This window comes from Paenibacillus sp. FSL P2-0121 (assembly GCF_037975345.1).
In the GTDB taxonomy this organism is placed as follows: domain Bacteria; phylum Bacillota; class Bacilli; order Paenibacillales; family Paenibacillaceae; genus Paenibacillus_AQ; species Paenibacillus_AQ odorifer.
In genome coordinates, this window is the sequence record NZ_CP150245.1 from 5,669,337 (window position 1) to 5,683,917 (window position 14,581).

Below are 14,581 nucleotides of genomic sequence, written 5' to 3' on the forward strand. Positions count from 1 at the left end.
TTCAAGATCAAGTTATGAGGAAGGAATTATGTTATGGGCTTTAGTGTATCAGAACGGGTAATCAAACTGCTGTGCGGCAAGTCTATTTTTGAAAAAGGATTAGCTTATTACCAAACTGAAAGTGTCGATATAATTGAAGTTGAAGAATACAATGACTCCATTCCAGATTTGCCCCGCTCTCGATATGAAGCCATTGTTCAGGGGGCGATCGACTATGAAGTTATGGTGGTCATTGATATTGATGGGGATGTCCAGGCAGAGTGTAATTGTCCAGCCTACTCCCATGGGGGGCCATTCTGTAAACATATCGCGGCTGTGCTGATCAACGTTGACGCCCTTAAAACTGGCCGAGATCGTTCAGAGCCTACCGGAGCTTCGCACCTGTCCTCTATAGAAGATACTGAGATTCTAACCCCACGTATTTTTACAGATACTGCGCAAGACAACGGGGGAAAGTCCAGAGATCAACAGCTCGTGAGCAGCCTACTGGGGATGTTCAGCAACCATACACCGCGTCCTAGCGGTACGGGGGCTTTTGTAGATAACAGACTTCCTCTAAATATAGAGTTTACATGCAAGCCGTTCACTTATAGTTACAGCCACACCATGCTGGGTATAGAAATGAAAGTCGGTCCAAAACGTCTATATATTGTTCAGAAAATAAGGGGATTTCTAGAAAGCGTACACCGCGGAGAATCCTTTGAGTTCTCGAAACATTTTATCTATGATCCTGCCATTTACAGCTTTCGGAAGGAAGACAATGTTGTTCTACAGAAGCTGATTGATATTGTATTAAATGAAAAAATGTACCGCGATAACGTAACTCCTTACTCACCTTATGGGGGAAGTATTGGGGGAGATCGTTTGCTGGCCGTCCCTCCTTTTTTCTGGGAGTCGCTTCAACCTGCGCTTTCAGAGGTCTCGTCGGTATTTTTGCAACAAGAAGAGGTGCTATACGAAGGCATCCACGTGTCCAATGAGGCGCCTCCACTCAGCTTTGAATTTGAACAGGCAGAAGAGGATGGATATCATCTGGATATTCAAGGACTTGAGCAGATTTCGGTCTTAGAAGATTACGGGATAGTACTATCGGAAGGTAAGTTGCTGAAGCTATCCCCTCAAGAATGCATACGCCTTGCTGAAATGAAAAAAATGCTGGATTCCTCCCGCCGAAATGGTATCGATATTGCCCCCGAGCAAATGGAGTCTTTTATGGACAAGGTTATTCCTGGTCTGAAAAAGCTAGGCAACGTCCATATCGCCGATTCCATCGCGGATCGGATTGTCCAACATAGGCTTATCGCGAGACTTTATCTGGACCGTGTGAGAGATCGGCTGCTCGCCGGACTAGAGTTCCAATATGGTGACATTGTGATCAATCCCTTAGATGAAAAAGCCCATGTTCGCGGGACGAATTTGATTCTTTTGCGAGACGGGGAGGGAGAAGCCCGCATTCTGGAGCTGATGGAGCACGAATCCTTCGCTAAAACTGAAGGCGGATATATTATGACAGACGAAGAGGGCGAGTACGATTTTTTGTACCATACCATTCCGCTGCTGGAACCGCTGCTTTCGGTCTATGCGACCTCCGCAGTCAAAGCAAGACTGTTCACGAGCACTACACCCCCAAAGGTGAGCATTAGTTGGAATGAAAAGACGGACTGGCTTGATTTTAAATTCGATATGGGCGGGATTCCAGAAGCTGAGATTGTTATGGTTCTAAAATCCCTGCAGGAAAAACGCAAATACTACCGCTTGCCTGATGGGGCCCTGCTACCGCTGGAGAGCGAGGAGCTTCAAGAAATCATTACCTTTATGAATGATATAGGCATCCGGGAAGGTGAGATCAAAGGGGTGGAATTTTCTCTGCCCGTTGTTCGCGGGCTACATTTGACCTCCACGGATGCTAAGAGTGACTCCATTAAGCTGGGCAGATCCTTTAAAAGGTTACTTGCGAACATGCGGAATCCTGAGAATCTTGATTTTCCTATACCTGACAGTCTGGTTCCTGTGCTAAGGGATTATCAACAATATGGATTTCAGTGGTTGAAGACGTTGGCCCATTACCGTTTTGGTGGTATTTTGGCGGATGATATGGGGTTAGGCAAAACGCTGCAAAGTATCGCTTTTCTCCTGTCAGAACTTCCAGAGATCCGCCAGAATGGATTGCCTGCCCTAATTGTCGCTCCTGCGTCTCTCACTTATAACTGGCTTAATGAGCTTAAAAAATTCACGCCAGAGATCAAAGCTGTCATTGCAGACGGTAGTCTAATTGAGCGCGGGCGGATTTTAAAAAATACAGCAAAAGCTGATGTAATCATCACTTCTTATCCGTTGCTTCGCAGAGATGTTCAGCTGTATGCTAAAAAGTCTTTTCATACCCTGATTCTCGATGAAGCACAAACTATAAAAAACCATACTACACAGACAGCCCAAGCTGTAATGGCGCTTCAAGCCCGGCACCGTTTTGCACTTACGGGTACTCCCGTGGAGAATGCGTTGGAAGATTTATGGTCCATTTTCGGCACCGTGTTCCCTGGGTTGTTTCCAGGCAAAAAAGCTTTTCATGATTTACCAAGAGAAACGGTTGCGAAGCGGGCGCGTCCCTTTTTGCTGCGGCGCTTAAAGAGTGATGTGTTAAAGGAACTTCCGGACAAAATCGAATCCGTACAAGCATGTGAACTGCTGCCGGAGCAAAAAAAGTTATATGTAGCTTATCTCGCCCGTTTGAAAAAAGAGGCGCTTAAGCATTTGACCCAAGATAGCTTCGGCAATAATAATCGGATCAAAGTTCTGGCGGGACTAACTCGTCTGCGCCAGTTGTGTTGCCACCCTGCTCTTTTTGTCGATGGATATGAAGGAAGCTCTGCTAAATTCGAGCAGCTGCTCGAAATTATAGAAGAATGTCGTAGTTCGGGTAAACGTATGTTAGTATTCTCACAATTCACAGAGATGCTCGGCCTGATTGGGCGTGAACTAGGATATCAGGGCATTCCATACTTTTATTTAGATGGTCAAACGCCTGTTTCTCAACGAGTAGATTTATGTAATAAATTTAATGAAGGAGAGCGTGATATTTTCTTAATCTCCTTAAAGGCCGGCGGGACCGGGCTCAACTTAACTGGGGCAGACACTGTAATCCTTTACGATCTTTGGTGGAACCCTGCCGTCGAGCAGCAAGCTGCGGATCGGGCTCACCGTATCGGGCAGAAAAATGTAGTGCAAGTAATTCGTCTCGTCACCCAAGGCACCGTAGAGGACAAGATGTATGAGCTGCAGCAGAAGAAAAAGAACTTGATCGATGAGGTCATCCAGCCAGGTCAAGAAAGCTTGTCTACCCTCACAGAGCAAGACATCCGGGAGATTCTAATGATCTAAATAACAACGTTGGAGAAAAAATCAGGATATCCTGCAGCCCATAGGGCTATCGGGATATCCCTTTTTCTTCAGATTATGCGATTGTAACTCCTGCACTAGCATAGCCAGCAACAGTTGTTGCAACGTCAATGCCAGCCGTGACCGTCGAAGTGAAGACCAACAACAAGCGTTCTCCCACAGTTACAGGGATGCTCAAACCTGTGGTATTACCACTGCTAATAGTTCCAAGAGCAATTAATCCTGTAAGCGGAGGACTTAACGTAACTAAAGCCCCAGGTACTGCTGTGAAGGTATTGTTAGGTGTAGTAGATCTGTATAATTGAGCCGTGATTGTTACCGTAGACCCCACCAAACTAACGGAAGCTGTCGCACTGAAATAGGCTGCCATAGACGTAATCGTTCCAGTTCTAGGAACCGAGAACGCAAAGTTCAGCAAGGTTCCAGCCGCTCCGGTGAGATCTATAGTACCGCCTGTAATACTGATATTAGTTGCACTGCTACCAAAACCAACTGCACTTGAAGTATTCAAAAGCCCCCCTAATACAGTGGTCATTGCTACTGGAAGACCAGAAGAATATGGAATAATTGCACCTGAACCAGTAGCACCTGTTGCTCCCGTTGCTCCAGTACTTCCTGTCGCTCCAGTTACACCAGCAGTTCCTGTCGCTCCAGTTACACCAGCGCTACCCGTCGCTCCCGTTGCTCCAGCACTTCCTGTCGCTCCCGTTACTCCAGCAGTTCCTGTCGCTCCAGTTACACCAGCGCTACCCGTCGCTCCCGTTGCTCCAGCACTTCCTGTCGCTCCCGTTACGCCAGCACCTGTTGCTCCCGTTGCTCCAGCAGTTCCTGTTGCTCCCGTTGCTCCAGCAGTTCCTGTTGCTCCGGTTACGCCAGCACCTGTTGCTCCCGTTGCTCCAGCAGTTCCTGTCGCTCCCGTTGCTCCAGCAGTTCCTGTCGCTCCAGTTACACCAGCACTACCTGTCGCTCCCGTTGCTCCAGCACTTCCTGTCGCTCCCGTTACGCCAGCAGTTCCTGTCGCTCCCGTTGCTCCAGCACTTCCTGTTGCTCCCGTTGCTCCAGCAGTTCCTGTTGCTCCGGTTACGCCAGCACCTGTCGCTCCCGTTGCTCCAGTGCTTCCTGTTGCTCCCGTTGCTCCAGCAGTTCCTGTTGCTCCGGTTACGCCAGCACCTGTCGCTCCCGTTGCTCCAGTGCTTCCTGTTGCTCCCGTTGCTCCGACGCTTCCTGTCGCTCCAGTAGCTCCAGCACCTGTGGCTCCGGTTTCGCCAGTACTTCCTGTCGCCCCCGTTGCCCCTGCACTTCCTGTCGCTCCCGTGGCTCCAGCACCTGTGGCTCCGGTTACGCCAGTACTTCCTGTCGCCCCCGTTGCCCCTGCACTTCCTGTCGCTCCCGTGGCTCCAGCACCTGTGGCTCCGGTTACGCCAGCACCTGTCGCTCCCGTTGCACCAACGCTTCCTGTAGCTCCAGTAGCACCTGTAATTCCTATATTTTCTCCATATAATTCAGAGTAGACAAGGCGATGAGCAGTCACTAATTGACCTGTGCTACTCTTCCCCCAAACTGAAATTTGAATGGGATCATCAATCGTAATAGGTGTTGTGAATAGAAATTCAAATGAATCAAAGTTTGCATAATAATCCCTATTAACCACTTGATTAGGAGCTAAATTAACCTGTTCACTTACATATAAAGTTCTTGTCCCATTCATATAATAGCCTTCGACTTGAACCGTTGACGGAGTATCATCACTCTGATTGACAATTTTAAGAGTAACAAGCTGAGTAGGTCTTACACCGCCTACCAGATTATTTTCTATAGGACCAGTAGATAGTTGACTCAATTTTCAACACCTCATTTTTTATGAATTTTAAAATACGCTTATTATTTGAATTGCGAAAATCAAATCAACCGAACAAGATTCTCCTCAATAGCTTTGTAAAAAACGTGGTTTTATCTATAATCATTCCTCCTACCTACTCTAAGTTGATAATCTATGAGCCTAGAAAATTAGTTCCTATTTTTTGGCTCTTTATAGTATTATTCTTATTTTGAATTAAGGTGTGGACATCCATTTAAAAACTACTATTACACATATTTGATTTATTAAAATAAGCTAAAAATCTGTAATGGTTTAATAGAATAAGAATCTAATAAGCAACGTTCCAGTCGACTTATAACATATGCCAACAAAACAGAGGGTAACCCGAGAGCCACACTAACGGCTACCGAATTACCCCTGTTATAAACACTGAACTTGAAGATAAATAAGCTTAAGTTAATTCATGAACAGACCAGACGATACCTGCTGAGTTCGCTCCACCCAAATTCAAAGGAACCGTCAAACCATTTGCCACATAGAACAAGCCAATCACATCACCTGCGGTTAATGCAAATTCTCCAGCTAGCGTCACAGTACCACTTCCCAAAATTGCTCTCAAATCTAATATAAGCGCTACATTCACATCAAGTACTGGGAACAACCCACTTACCAGATTTGTTGCAGTAGGAGAAGTTCTCTGAACTACGAAAGCCGGATTAACTCCAGCACCAAGACTGATAGAAAGTGAGGCAGTTGTGGAATAATTGATAGTCGCTTCAATCGAATATCTACCAGTTGTCGGAATGGTATAATTTCCACCAACTTCGTCGAAAGACGGGCTATCATAAAAAGGTGTTGTCACAGTCCAGCCAGTTAATTGTGTAGATGTGGAAATTGCCAATGAGGGTTTGAAAGCAGAAAACCCTTCTTGTTGAATATTCGGACCTGTTGCTCCAGTTACTCCGGTAGCTCCGGTAGCTCCGGTAGCTCCGGTTACACCAGCTATTCCAGTCGCTCCTGTTACTCCAGCTACTCCTGTTGCTCCCGTTGCTCCTGCTACTCCCGTTGCTCCAGTCGCTCCAGCTTCACCCGTTGCTCCGGTTGCCCCAGCTACTCCTGTTGCTCCAGTTGCTCCGGTTACTCCTGTTTCACCCGTTGCTCCGGTTACACCAGCTACTCCTGTTGCTCCAGTTGCTCCTGCTACTCCAGTCGCTCCGGTCACTCCAGCTTCACCCGTTGCTCCGGTTACACCAGCTACTCCTGTTGCTCCGGTTACTCCTGTTTCACCCGTTGCTCCAGTTACACCAGCTACTCCTGTTGCTCCTGTTGCTCCTGCTACTCCAGTCGCTCCGGTTACTCCTGTTTCACCCGTTGCTCCTGTTGCTCCGGTCACTCCTGTTTCACCCGTTGCTCCGGTTACACCAGCTACTCCTGTTGCTCCTGTTGCTCCAGTTGCTCCTGCTACTCCAGTCGCTCCAGCTTCACCCGTTGCTCCGGTTGCTCCAGCTTCACCCGTTGCTCCGGTTGCTCCAGCTACTCCCGTTGCTCCGGTTGCTCCGGTTGCTCCAGCTACTCCTGTCGCTCCCGTTGCTCCGGTCGCTCCAGTTGCTCCAGTTGCTCCATCCGCTCCGGTTGCACCAGTCGCCCCAGTTACTCCGTCTGCTCCTGTCGCACCAGTCGCACCAGTCACTCCATCGGCTCCGGTCGCTCCTGTGGCACCCGTTGCTCCATCGGCTCCCGTTGCTCCAGTTGCACCAGTCACTCCATCGGCTCCGGTCGCTCCTGTGGCACCCGTTGCTCCATCGGCTCCCGTTGCTCCAGTTGCACCAGTCACTCCATCGGCTCCTGTCGCACCAGTTACTCCGTCTGCTCCTGTAGCTCCAGTCTCTCCTGCTCCGGTAGCACCCGTTGCTCCAGTTGCTCCGTCTGCTCCCGTTGTTCCCGTTGCACCCGTAGCTCCAGTCTCTCCTGCTCCGGTCGCTCCGGTAGCACCCGTTGCTCCATCCGCTCCAGTTGCTCCCGTTGCACCAGTCGCACCAGTCACTCCATCTGCTCCTGTTGCCCCAGTCTCTCCTGCTCCGGTCGCTCCTGTGGCACCCGTTGCTCCATCGGCCCCCGTTGCTCCAGTCGCCCCAGTTACTCCGTCTGCTCCTGTTGCCCCTGTCTCTCCTGCTCCAGTCGCTCCCGTTGCTCCGTCTGCTCCCGTTGCTCCTGTTGCACCTGTAGCTCCATCTGCTCCTGTTGCCCCAGTCTCTCCTGCTCCGGTCGCTCCCGTTGCTCCTGTTGCTCCATCCGCTCCCGTTGCACCAGTCGCGCCAGTTGCTCCATCGGCTCCTGTTGCCCCAGTCTCTCCTGCTCCGGTCGCTCCTGTTGCACCCGTTGCTCCGTCAGCTCCCGTTGCACCAGTCGCCCCAGTTACTCCGTCTGCTCCTGTAGCTCCAGTCTCTCCTGCTCCGGTCGCTCCTGTTGCACCCGTTGCTCCATCGGCTCCTGTTGCACCTGTAGTTCCATCGGCTCCTGTTGCCCCAGTCTCTCCTGCTCCGGTCGCTCCTGTTGCACCCGTTGCTCCATCCGCTCCCGTCGCCCCGGTTGCACCAGTTACTCCATCTGCACCTGTTGCCCCAGTCTCTCCTGCTCCGGTCGCTCCAGTTGCTCCGTCTGCTCCCGTTGCACCAGTCGCCCCAGTCACTCCATCTGCCCCTGTTGCACCTGTCGCTCCAGTCTCTCCTGCTCCGGTCGCTCCAGTTGCTCCATCGGCTCCGGTCGCTCCCGTTGCACCAGTCGCACCGGTCGCACCAGTTATCCCTTGCGTTACACCAAGCAATTCTGCATGTACAAGTCGATGGGCAGTCACAATCTGGCCAACGCTATTTTTTCCCCATACTGAGATTTGAATCGGATCATCTACCAGACTTGTAGTTGTAAAAATAAATTCAAACGCATCAAAATCGGCATAATAATCACGTGTTATAACTTCATTAGGTGCTACATTTATCAGCTCGCTGACATATAAAGTTCTTGTCCCATCCATATAGTATCCTTGAACAAGAGCCATTGATGAATCAATGTCACTTCGGTTATCAATTTTGACAGTAACATGCTGAGTAGGTCTTACACCCCCTACCATACTATTGTCTATCGGTCCGGTAGATAAATAACTCAATTTCTCATCACTCCTTTAACGTTAACTGTGTCACAAAAATAATTATTAAATTAATACTGCCTGCTTCTCCCACGCAACTATGCGATGAGGATCTACCAATGCCCCCGAGTTCTGTTTTCCCCAGACTGAAATCCCAACCTCTGCTTCAACTGCTTCTACTGTTGTAAACACAAATTCAAATGCGTCCAAGTCGGCAAAATAGTTCTTAGTTAAAACTTGATTAGGTGCTAGATTTACTGTTTCATTCACATACATCGTTCTTGATCCGTTAAGAAGGAAACCTTGAATAACTAGATTATAAGGATTAAGAGAATCCCGATTAACTACTTTTACGGTTACCAGTTGCGACGGTCTGACCCCTAGGATCGGGCTGTTATCTATAGGTCCAGTAGAAAAAATAGCCATGTTTTATTCACTCCTCCCTTCCACTACAATTTGAAAGTTTAGTGGCTCCGTATAGTAATATTCCTTGGCTTGAGTTAGCGTGTGGACTGTTGTGCAAAGGAACAGCTAGTCCTATAACAAGACAGCCTTCTTTTTCCAAATTTATAATCTACTAAACTGATAATCTAACAACAAAGAGCAACCAAGATTGTTAAGAAGCTAACCACTATTGCTTTTTATGAAATATTAGGTATACTGGTAAAAATTAATTAAGCATCGATGAGCGGGAGAGTAATTAACGAGATCTAGTCCTCAGCGAGCCGGGAGAGTGTAAGCCGGTACAGATCCCTTTAATGAAGCGCACCCGTGAGATGGACTTCTGAACCTTAGTAGGAAGTCCCGGCTGAAGGCCGTTATCCCGTAAGGTGGCTGAACAACTTGTTCAGCAACGAGAGTGGTACCGCGAGCGCTAAAGCCCTCGTCTCTTTTGAGACGAGGGCTTTTTTGTATTTTCAAAGGAGGGTATACCATGTTAAATCAAATCATCAAAGACGGAATCGAGCACAGTGTACAACGTGTATTCAATACCTTAGGAGCTGACTATCCAGAGGACATTGCCATTCTGATCGAACAGCCAGCAAATCTAGAACATGGTGATTATTCATGCAATATCGCTATGCAGCTAGCCAAAACTCTACGTAAATCCCCAATGGTCATAGCAGAATTAGTGAAAGCAGAGCTTCAATTCCAAGGGCGCTTCGCCGGTCTTTTACAAAAAGTTGAAGTCGCTGCTCCCGGATTTATCAATTTGTATATGAATTGGCAAAGCTGGGCTGAACATTCCTTTGAACTGCCTGCCAGCACTGGGGAAAAAGTCATCATCGAGCACACTTCTATCAACCCCAACAAAGCCGCTCACGTAGGTCATCTAAGAAACGCCTGTATCGGCGATACTCTAGTCAGAATTATGAAAAGAACTGGGTATAACGTAGAGGTCCATAACTACATTGATGATCTCGGCAATCAGCTGGCGGATACAGTTGTTGGATTATTAAATATATCTTTAGAAGGGGAACACCAACGTTTCGGTGATTTTTGCTGGGATCTTTATGCCAAAGTGAACAAAGAATATGCGCTGAACCCTGAGATGACACATAAGCGCACAGATATACTGCACTCCCTTGAACAAGGGGGCGGTAACGAAGCCTGGCTGGGCAACCTTGTAGCTGAACGCATCGTTAGAGAGCATGTAGAGGAAATGAAACATTTTGGAATTTATTATGATTTGCTGGTATGGGAGAGCAGTATTTTAAAAGAGGGATTTTGGGCAGCCGCAGCTGAGCTACTGAAGCAGACAGCCGTTTTTGTACAAGAGACTGAAGGTAAACTCGCAGGCTGCTGGGTGCTAAAGCAAGGAACAGAGGCTAACATTGGAGCGGATTCAGAGGAGCATCAGCTCGATAAGGTGCTGGTGCGTTCGAATGGGATTTTAACGTATACAGCCAAAGATATTGCCTATCATCTCTGGAAATTTGGTCTTTTGACCAAAGATTTCTCCTATAGCGAATTCTCGTCCGGTTTATGGACAACTGGATTAACTGGAACCCAAGAATCTTATGGGCAGGCGGACAGAGTCATCAATGTGATCGATTACAGACAGGAATATCCACAACAGATGGTTAAGCAAGCCTTAGGGGCACTAGGTTATAACGAGCAAGCAGACAAACTCCATCATGTGAGCTATGGTGTTGTATCTCTTAGTCCCGCTTCGGCGGCCGAGCTGGGTATAGATATTTCAGAAGGCAAATCTTCTTATGCTATGTCCGGGCGCCAGGGAATCGGGATTAAGGTAAGCGATCTGGTGGAGCTTATGGAACAGAACATTGAGCACACACGTTCCGATAAAGACGGCCTCTCCAGCCGATTGATTGCCACTGCTGCGATTCGCTACTATCTGCTGCGGTTTAATTTAGGAACGGAAATCGTGTTTGATTTCAAACAGGCTACCGAAATATCCGGCAATACCGGAGTTTATCTGATGTATACTTTTGCGCGTGCGACAAGCGTTTTGAGTAAAGCTACGATCCCAATCCTTACAGCTGCCGCACAGCTTCAGTTCCCTTCCGAATTGGAAAAAGCAGAGCTTGCGCTGCTAAGACAGCTAAGCCTCTGGCCCGAGATATTACATTCAGCAAGTATAGAGTTAACGCCAAATACGCTCTGCACTTACGCACATACCTTAGCTACACTGTTCAACAACTTCTATTCTGCATGTCCGATTCTAAAAGGCGATCCAGCTACGATCGAATTCCGCCTCTGGCTCACTTCAAGATTCAAAGACATCTTGGGAGATGTGCTCGAAGTGCTTGGGTTACCGACACCGAGCCGAATGTAAAAAACACAAAAAAGGCAATCTCCGCGCTTAACGCGGAGATTGCCCTTCTATATATGTTACTTATAAATCTCTATCACATTTCCAGCTTCCGTGCTGAGACGATCAAAGTCCGCACGTTTGATGCGAACACCACCACTACGATAGCGGTTAGGTGTACCTTCTGTTTGCACTTCCGTACCGTTGATAGTAATTTGACTAATCTCACGACCTGTAAGGTGATAGATAAAGTCTACCTTAGTGCCTGCATATTCAAAACTAAAGTGCATTCCATCCAGCGAGTCCGGCAGAATAGGGTCAACAATTAAGTCTCCACCTTCCGTACGGATCCCCAGTGCATTCGAGATTAACTGGTTCATATAGATCCCAGGACCGCTGGAATAGATTCTCCAGCCACCTTTAACAGCTACGTCACCATTGCGCAGTTTATCGAAATTCTCCTGTGCCTCATAACGGGTGTTAAATTTACCATCCGAGCTACTGAAATAGGAGTTAGCTTGACGTAGTTCAGCGTTTGGCACCACATCGCGGATTCCGATCGGATTAATCGCTGCCAGACCCTTCCAGACCTGATCGGTTTTACCGAGCTTAGCCATAGCCTCTACATAACGGATATGTGCATGCACATACTGAAGTCCAATTTCCCGGCCAAAGTTAGCCGCTTGCTCCGCACGTTTGAAATGAGTGCTGACCCCGCCAACATATTGAGCTGGACGATTCATCAGACGCACACCGTCAGGGCAGAATAGTTTATCCTGAATGACATCATAGTGTGCTTCGGCCTGTTCCGGAGTAAGCAGCTCACTGATCATACTGCGCGTCATAGGCAGCAGACGGTACTGAATACCTGTTTCTGTGTCACTTGGGTGCACCATAAGCTTAATCTGCTCAGGGTCCTCCATATACAGGAAGCCAGGAATCACTTCGGATTGAAGCATATGAGTATGGAAATCCTTACGGATTCCTTCCACCATCGCCTTCAGTTCCTCTGCCTCAGCTTGATCAACTGAACGAAGTACCTCTGAGAACTGATTAAGTGTCTGATAGGTAAGCGCCACTGTCCAGCTGCTAACCATATACTGCTTCAGCTGTGGATTTGCAGGCTGGAGCGTATCATCCCAGTCTCCATCACCGTAAGAAGACAGATGTGTGTCATGCAGGAAATGATCCTTAATATAAGCAATTTCCTTCCGTGCGTGATCCAGCAACGTCGCTTTTTCTTCTGTAAAGTCAAAGCTGTGCTTACGGGTATACGGTACTGTTGCTCCCAAGATGCTGTAATCCTGAGTTACTGCCAAGTAGTCTCCAAGCACCTTAAGCGGCCATACAATAATATCTCCATGACTTTCTTCTTGTTGTATCTTCGTGTATTTATCAAACATGAACCACTGTGGCCAGTTGCCATCATCTTCATATTGATGACTATACAGCGTCAGCAAAATTTCCCGAACCTGTTCGTATTTTTGCGTAGCCATGAAATATTCCACAGGTCCCTGACATACATCCCGGGTTCCCCAAGCAGCGCCACCATATTGCTCTAAACCATGTGGAACCGAATAGTGAACCAGCATGTTATGTGTGTACCACCAAGTCAGAGCGTTAACCTTAAACAGTTCACCTTCTGTTCCGTCCCCAAGCGTCAGGCGGAAGCCATTCATCACACCAGCATAAAACGCGCGATAAGCAGAAATTTCTTCCTCAGCTGAACGATTTCTTGGAGCAAGTGACTTACCATCCAGAAGCCCTTGAATATTCAAGGTCCATTCACTGCTGGCAGACAGCTCCAGAACTGCTAACGGCGCTTCAGTTGGTTGAACCGGAGAGACAAGTCTACCTTCATCCTGCAGAGTTAACTCCGCACCCTGTACCTGTAATTTATACTGTAAGTCAGGATATTCACCAGCACTTAGTGCGCTTCTGTCAGCCGAGAAGATTACTGCTCCACCTTCTTGCTTAGATTGATATGGAAGCTCGTATTCATTAACGTTCATGGTGATTTGATTAGTGACTAAATAACGATAAGCTCGTCCGCTTTCCGAACGCACATTCAGGAATATCTCTGGCGAATCTTCGGTGGTGTAGTTCGTAATAATGAAGCATTCACCATCTGTTCTGTAATACCAACGAGCATAGTTGAAACCAACCTCAAATAGAGAAGGCATGGTCAGCAAACGATATTCACCGTTCCACTCTACATAAATGCGTTGTCCTGAAGCTTTTGGAATGTTAAGCGCATTTCTTGGATTGGACATTAGCTTGTTGAAATTGGTATTTCCAATTACCACTTGGGAGTTAAAGATCCCGTACATATAAGAAGTTGTTGTGATGACCTTATCATTAAGTCGAGCGTTATCCCCACTCATCAGGATATGGCCGTGTGGCCGTTCTACGCGCATTTCTTTCTCTTTTAATACTACGTGCTCATAATTCTCAGTGAAAAAGGAAAGTAGTGTGTCTCCTTCTCTCTCCTCCTGATAACGAACCGGAAACAAGACCCCGATCTCTTTCTCTGTCAGCGAATCTGCAGCCAGCGGTGCTCCCAGCTCCTTCGAGAAGAAAGAACGTTCAAGTGCTGCTTCAGCTTCTAAAGGTAAATCTTTAACAGCATCCCAAGCCGCAGCAATATCATTAGCAAATTCTAGCGCAGTGATCGCTTCTGGATGATCTTGCTTAAACAATCCGTAGAACACAAACCGTGTTTCCCCGCTCAGCTTCACCCGTTCCGATTGCAGCGCAGTATATGCAAATTCATATTGATAGATCTCATTACTTAATTGCTCACGACCCAAGCTCTCTGGTTGGTTGGTTTCTTTATAGGACAGTCCAAAGAATTGAAAACCGTCTGTTGAGAAGCTTGTTGCCTTGGTAAGTGAACCCTGTTGCAGATATGGGAATTTCCCGCCCTGCGGCTGATTCTGTCTAGAGCAAACAACGTACCCGTTGGATTGATCCTCAAATACCGCATGATCGATATACTGTGACAGGTAAGCTTCATTACTGCGGACAGCGGCGATATCAGCAATCCCTACATCCTGTCCGTACACAAGATCTACCTCTGCATTTTGTCCAGTAAGCTTCACATCCCAGAACCAAGCTCCTCCTGCAGTAGGGGTGAAAATAACTTGATATTCAATATTTTCCGCGGTACCTTCCCAAACCAAACGGTTTCCAGCCTTACGTACAGTGCTTGAAGAATGAATGCCCAGCAAAGGAATGGCTTGAATGTTTCCATCATTGTGCACTCGCAAATATAGATTGGATAATGAACCATCCACAATGCTTGGCAGCAATTGATTGATCATTGTCCGTTCGTAGAGGACTTGGAACAAGTCCCCGCTGTTTGTAAAAGTGAAGGATAGATCCCCGGCGTTTAAACGGATGTTAGTATTCAAATTAGTAGTCATATTATACACTTCCTCCATTACGG

At 47.5% G+C, this 14,581-nt stretch carries 6 protein-coding genes and 1 other annotated feature; of the genes, 2 read left to right on the top strand and 4 right to left on the bottom strand.

The annotated features are described in order from the left end of the window. Positions 1-33: 33 nt before the first annotated feature. Positions 34-3,378 carry a DEAD/DEAH box helicase gene (locus MKY54_RS25085; RefSeq protein WP_076303261.1) on the top strand — a complete coding sequence of 1,115 codons (3,345 nt, stop codon included), beginning with the start codon at positions 34-36 and terminating at the stop codon, positions 3,376-3,378. 73 nt (positions 3,379-3,451) lie between these two features. Here MKY54_RS25085 and MKY54_RS25090 read toward each other — a convergent pair whose 3' ends face one another. The 3 genes from MKY54_RS25090 to MKY54_RS25100 all read right to left on the bottom strand — a co-directional run bounded on the left by MKY54_RS25090 (position 3,452) and on the right by MKY54_RS25100 (position 8,783). After that, complete coding sequence (locus MKY54_RS25090; protein WP_339188271.1) at positions 3,452-5,236, bottom strand: exosporium glycoprotein BclB-related protein; 1,785 nt, start codon at positions 5,234-5,236, stop codon at positions 3,452-3,454. 430 nt (positions 5,237-5,666) lie between these two features. Continuing rightward, the gene (locus MKY54_RS25095) at positions 5,667-8,378 is read right to left on the bottom strand and encodes a collagen-like protein (RefSeq protein ID WP_339188273.1); all 2,712 of its coding nucleotides are present in this window, start codon (positions 8,376-8,378) and stop codon (positions 5,667-5,669) included. A 45-nt stretch (positions 8,379-8,423) separates the two neighbouring features. Next, the gene (locus MKY54_RS25100; protein WP_036687001.1) at positions 8,424-8,783 is read right to left on the bottom strand and encodes a hypothetical protein; all 360 of its coding nucleotides are present in this window, start codon (positions 8,781-8,783) and stop codon (positions 8,424-8,426) included. Between the two features lie 249 nt (positions 8,784-9,032). Next, positions 9,033-9,251 (top strand) — a binding site (T-box leader). Positions 9,252-9,291: 40 nt separating this feature from the next. Between MKY54_RS25100 and argS the strand changes: the two genes are divergently transcribed. Further along, a complete protein-coding gene (gene argS / locus MKY54_RS25105; protein ID WP_339188275.1) occupies positions 9,292-11,157 on the top strand; it encodes an arginine--tRNA ligase in 1,866 nt (621 codons plus the stop codon). A 56-nt stretch (positions 11,158-11,213) separates the two neighbouring features. Here argS and MKY54_RS25110 read toward each other — a convergent pair whose 3' ends face one another. Beyond that, the gene (locus tag MKY54_RS25110; protein ID WP_339188277.1) at positions 11,214-14,558 is read right to left on the bottom strand and encodes a cellobiose phosphorylase; all 3,345 of its coding nucleotides are present in this window, start codon (positions 14,556-14,558) and stop codon (positions 11,214-11,216) included. Between the last annotated feature and the right edge of the window lie 23 nt (positions 14,559-14,581).

Excerpts from the sequence above, each read along its gene's own strand:
- MKY54_RS25085 (WP_076303261.1), top strand. The coding sequence starts at position 34 with ATGGGCTTTAGTGTATCAGAACGGGTAATCAAACTGCTGTGCGGCAAG.
- MKY54_RS25100 (WP_036687001.1), bottom strand. The coding sequence starts at position 8,783 with ATGGCTATTTTTTCTACTGGACCTATAGATAACAGCCCGATCCTAGGG.
- argS (WP_339188275.1), top strand. The coding sequence starts at position 9,292 with ATGTTAAATCAAATCATCAAAGACGGAATCGAGCACAGTGTACAACGT.
- MKY54_RS25110 (WP_339188277.1), bottom strand. The coding sequence starts at position 14,558 with ATGACTACTAATTTGAATACTAACATCCGTTTAAACGCCGGGGATCTA.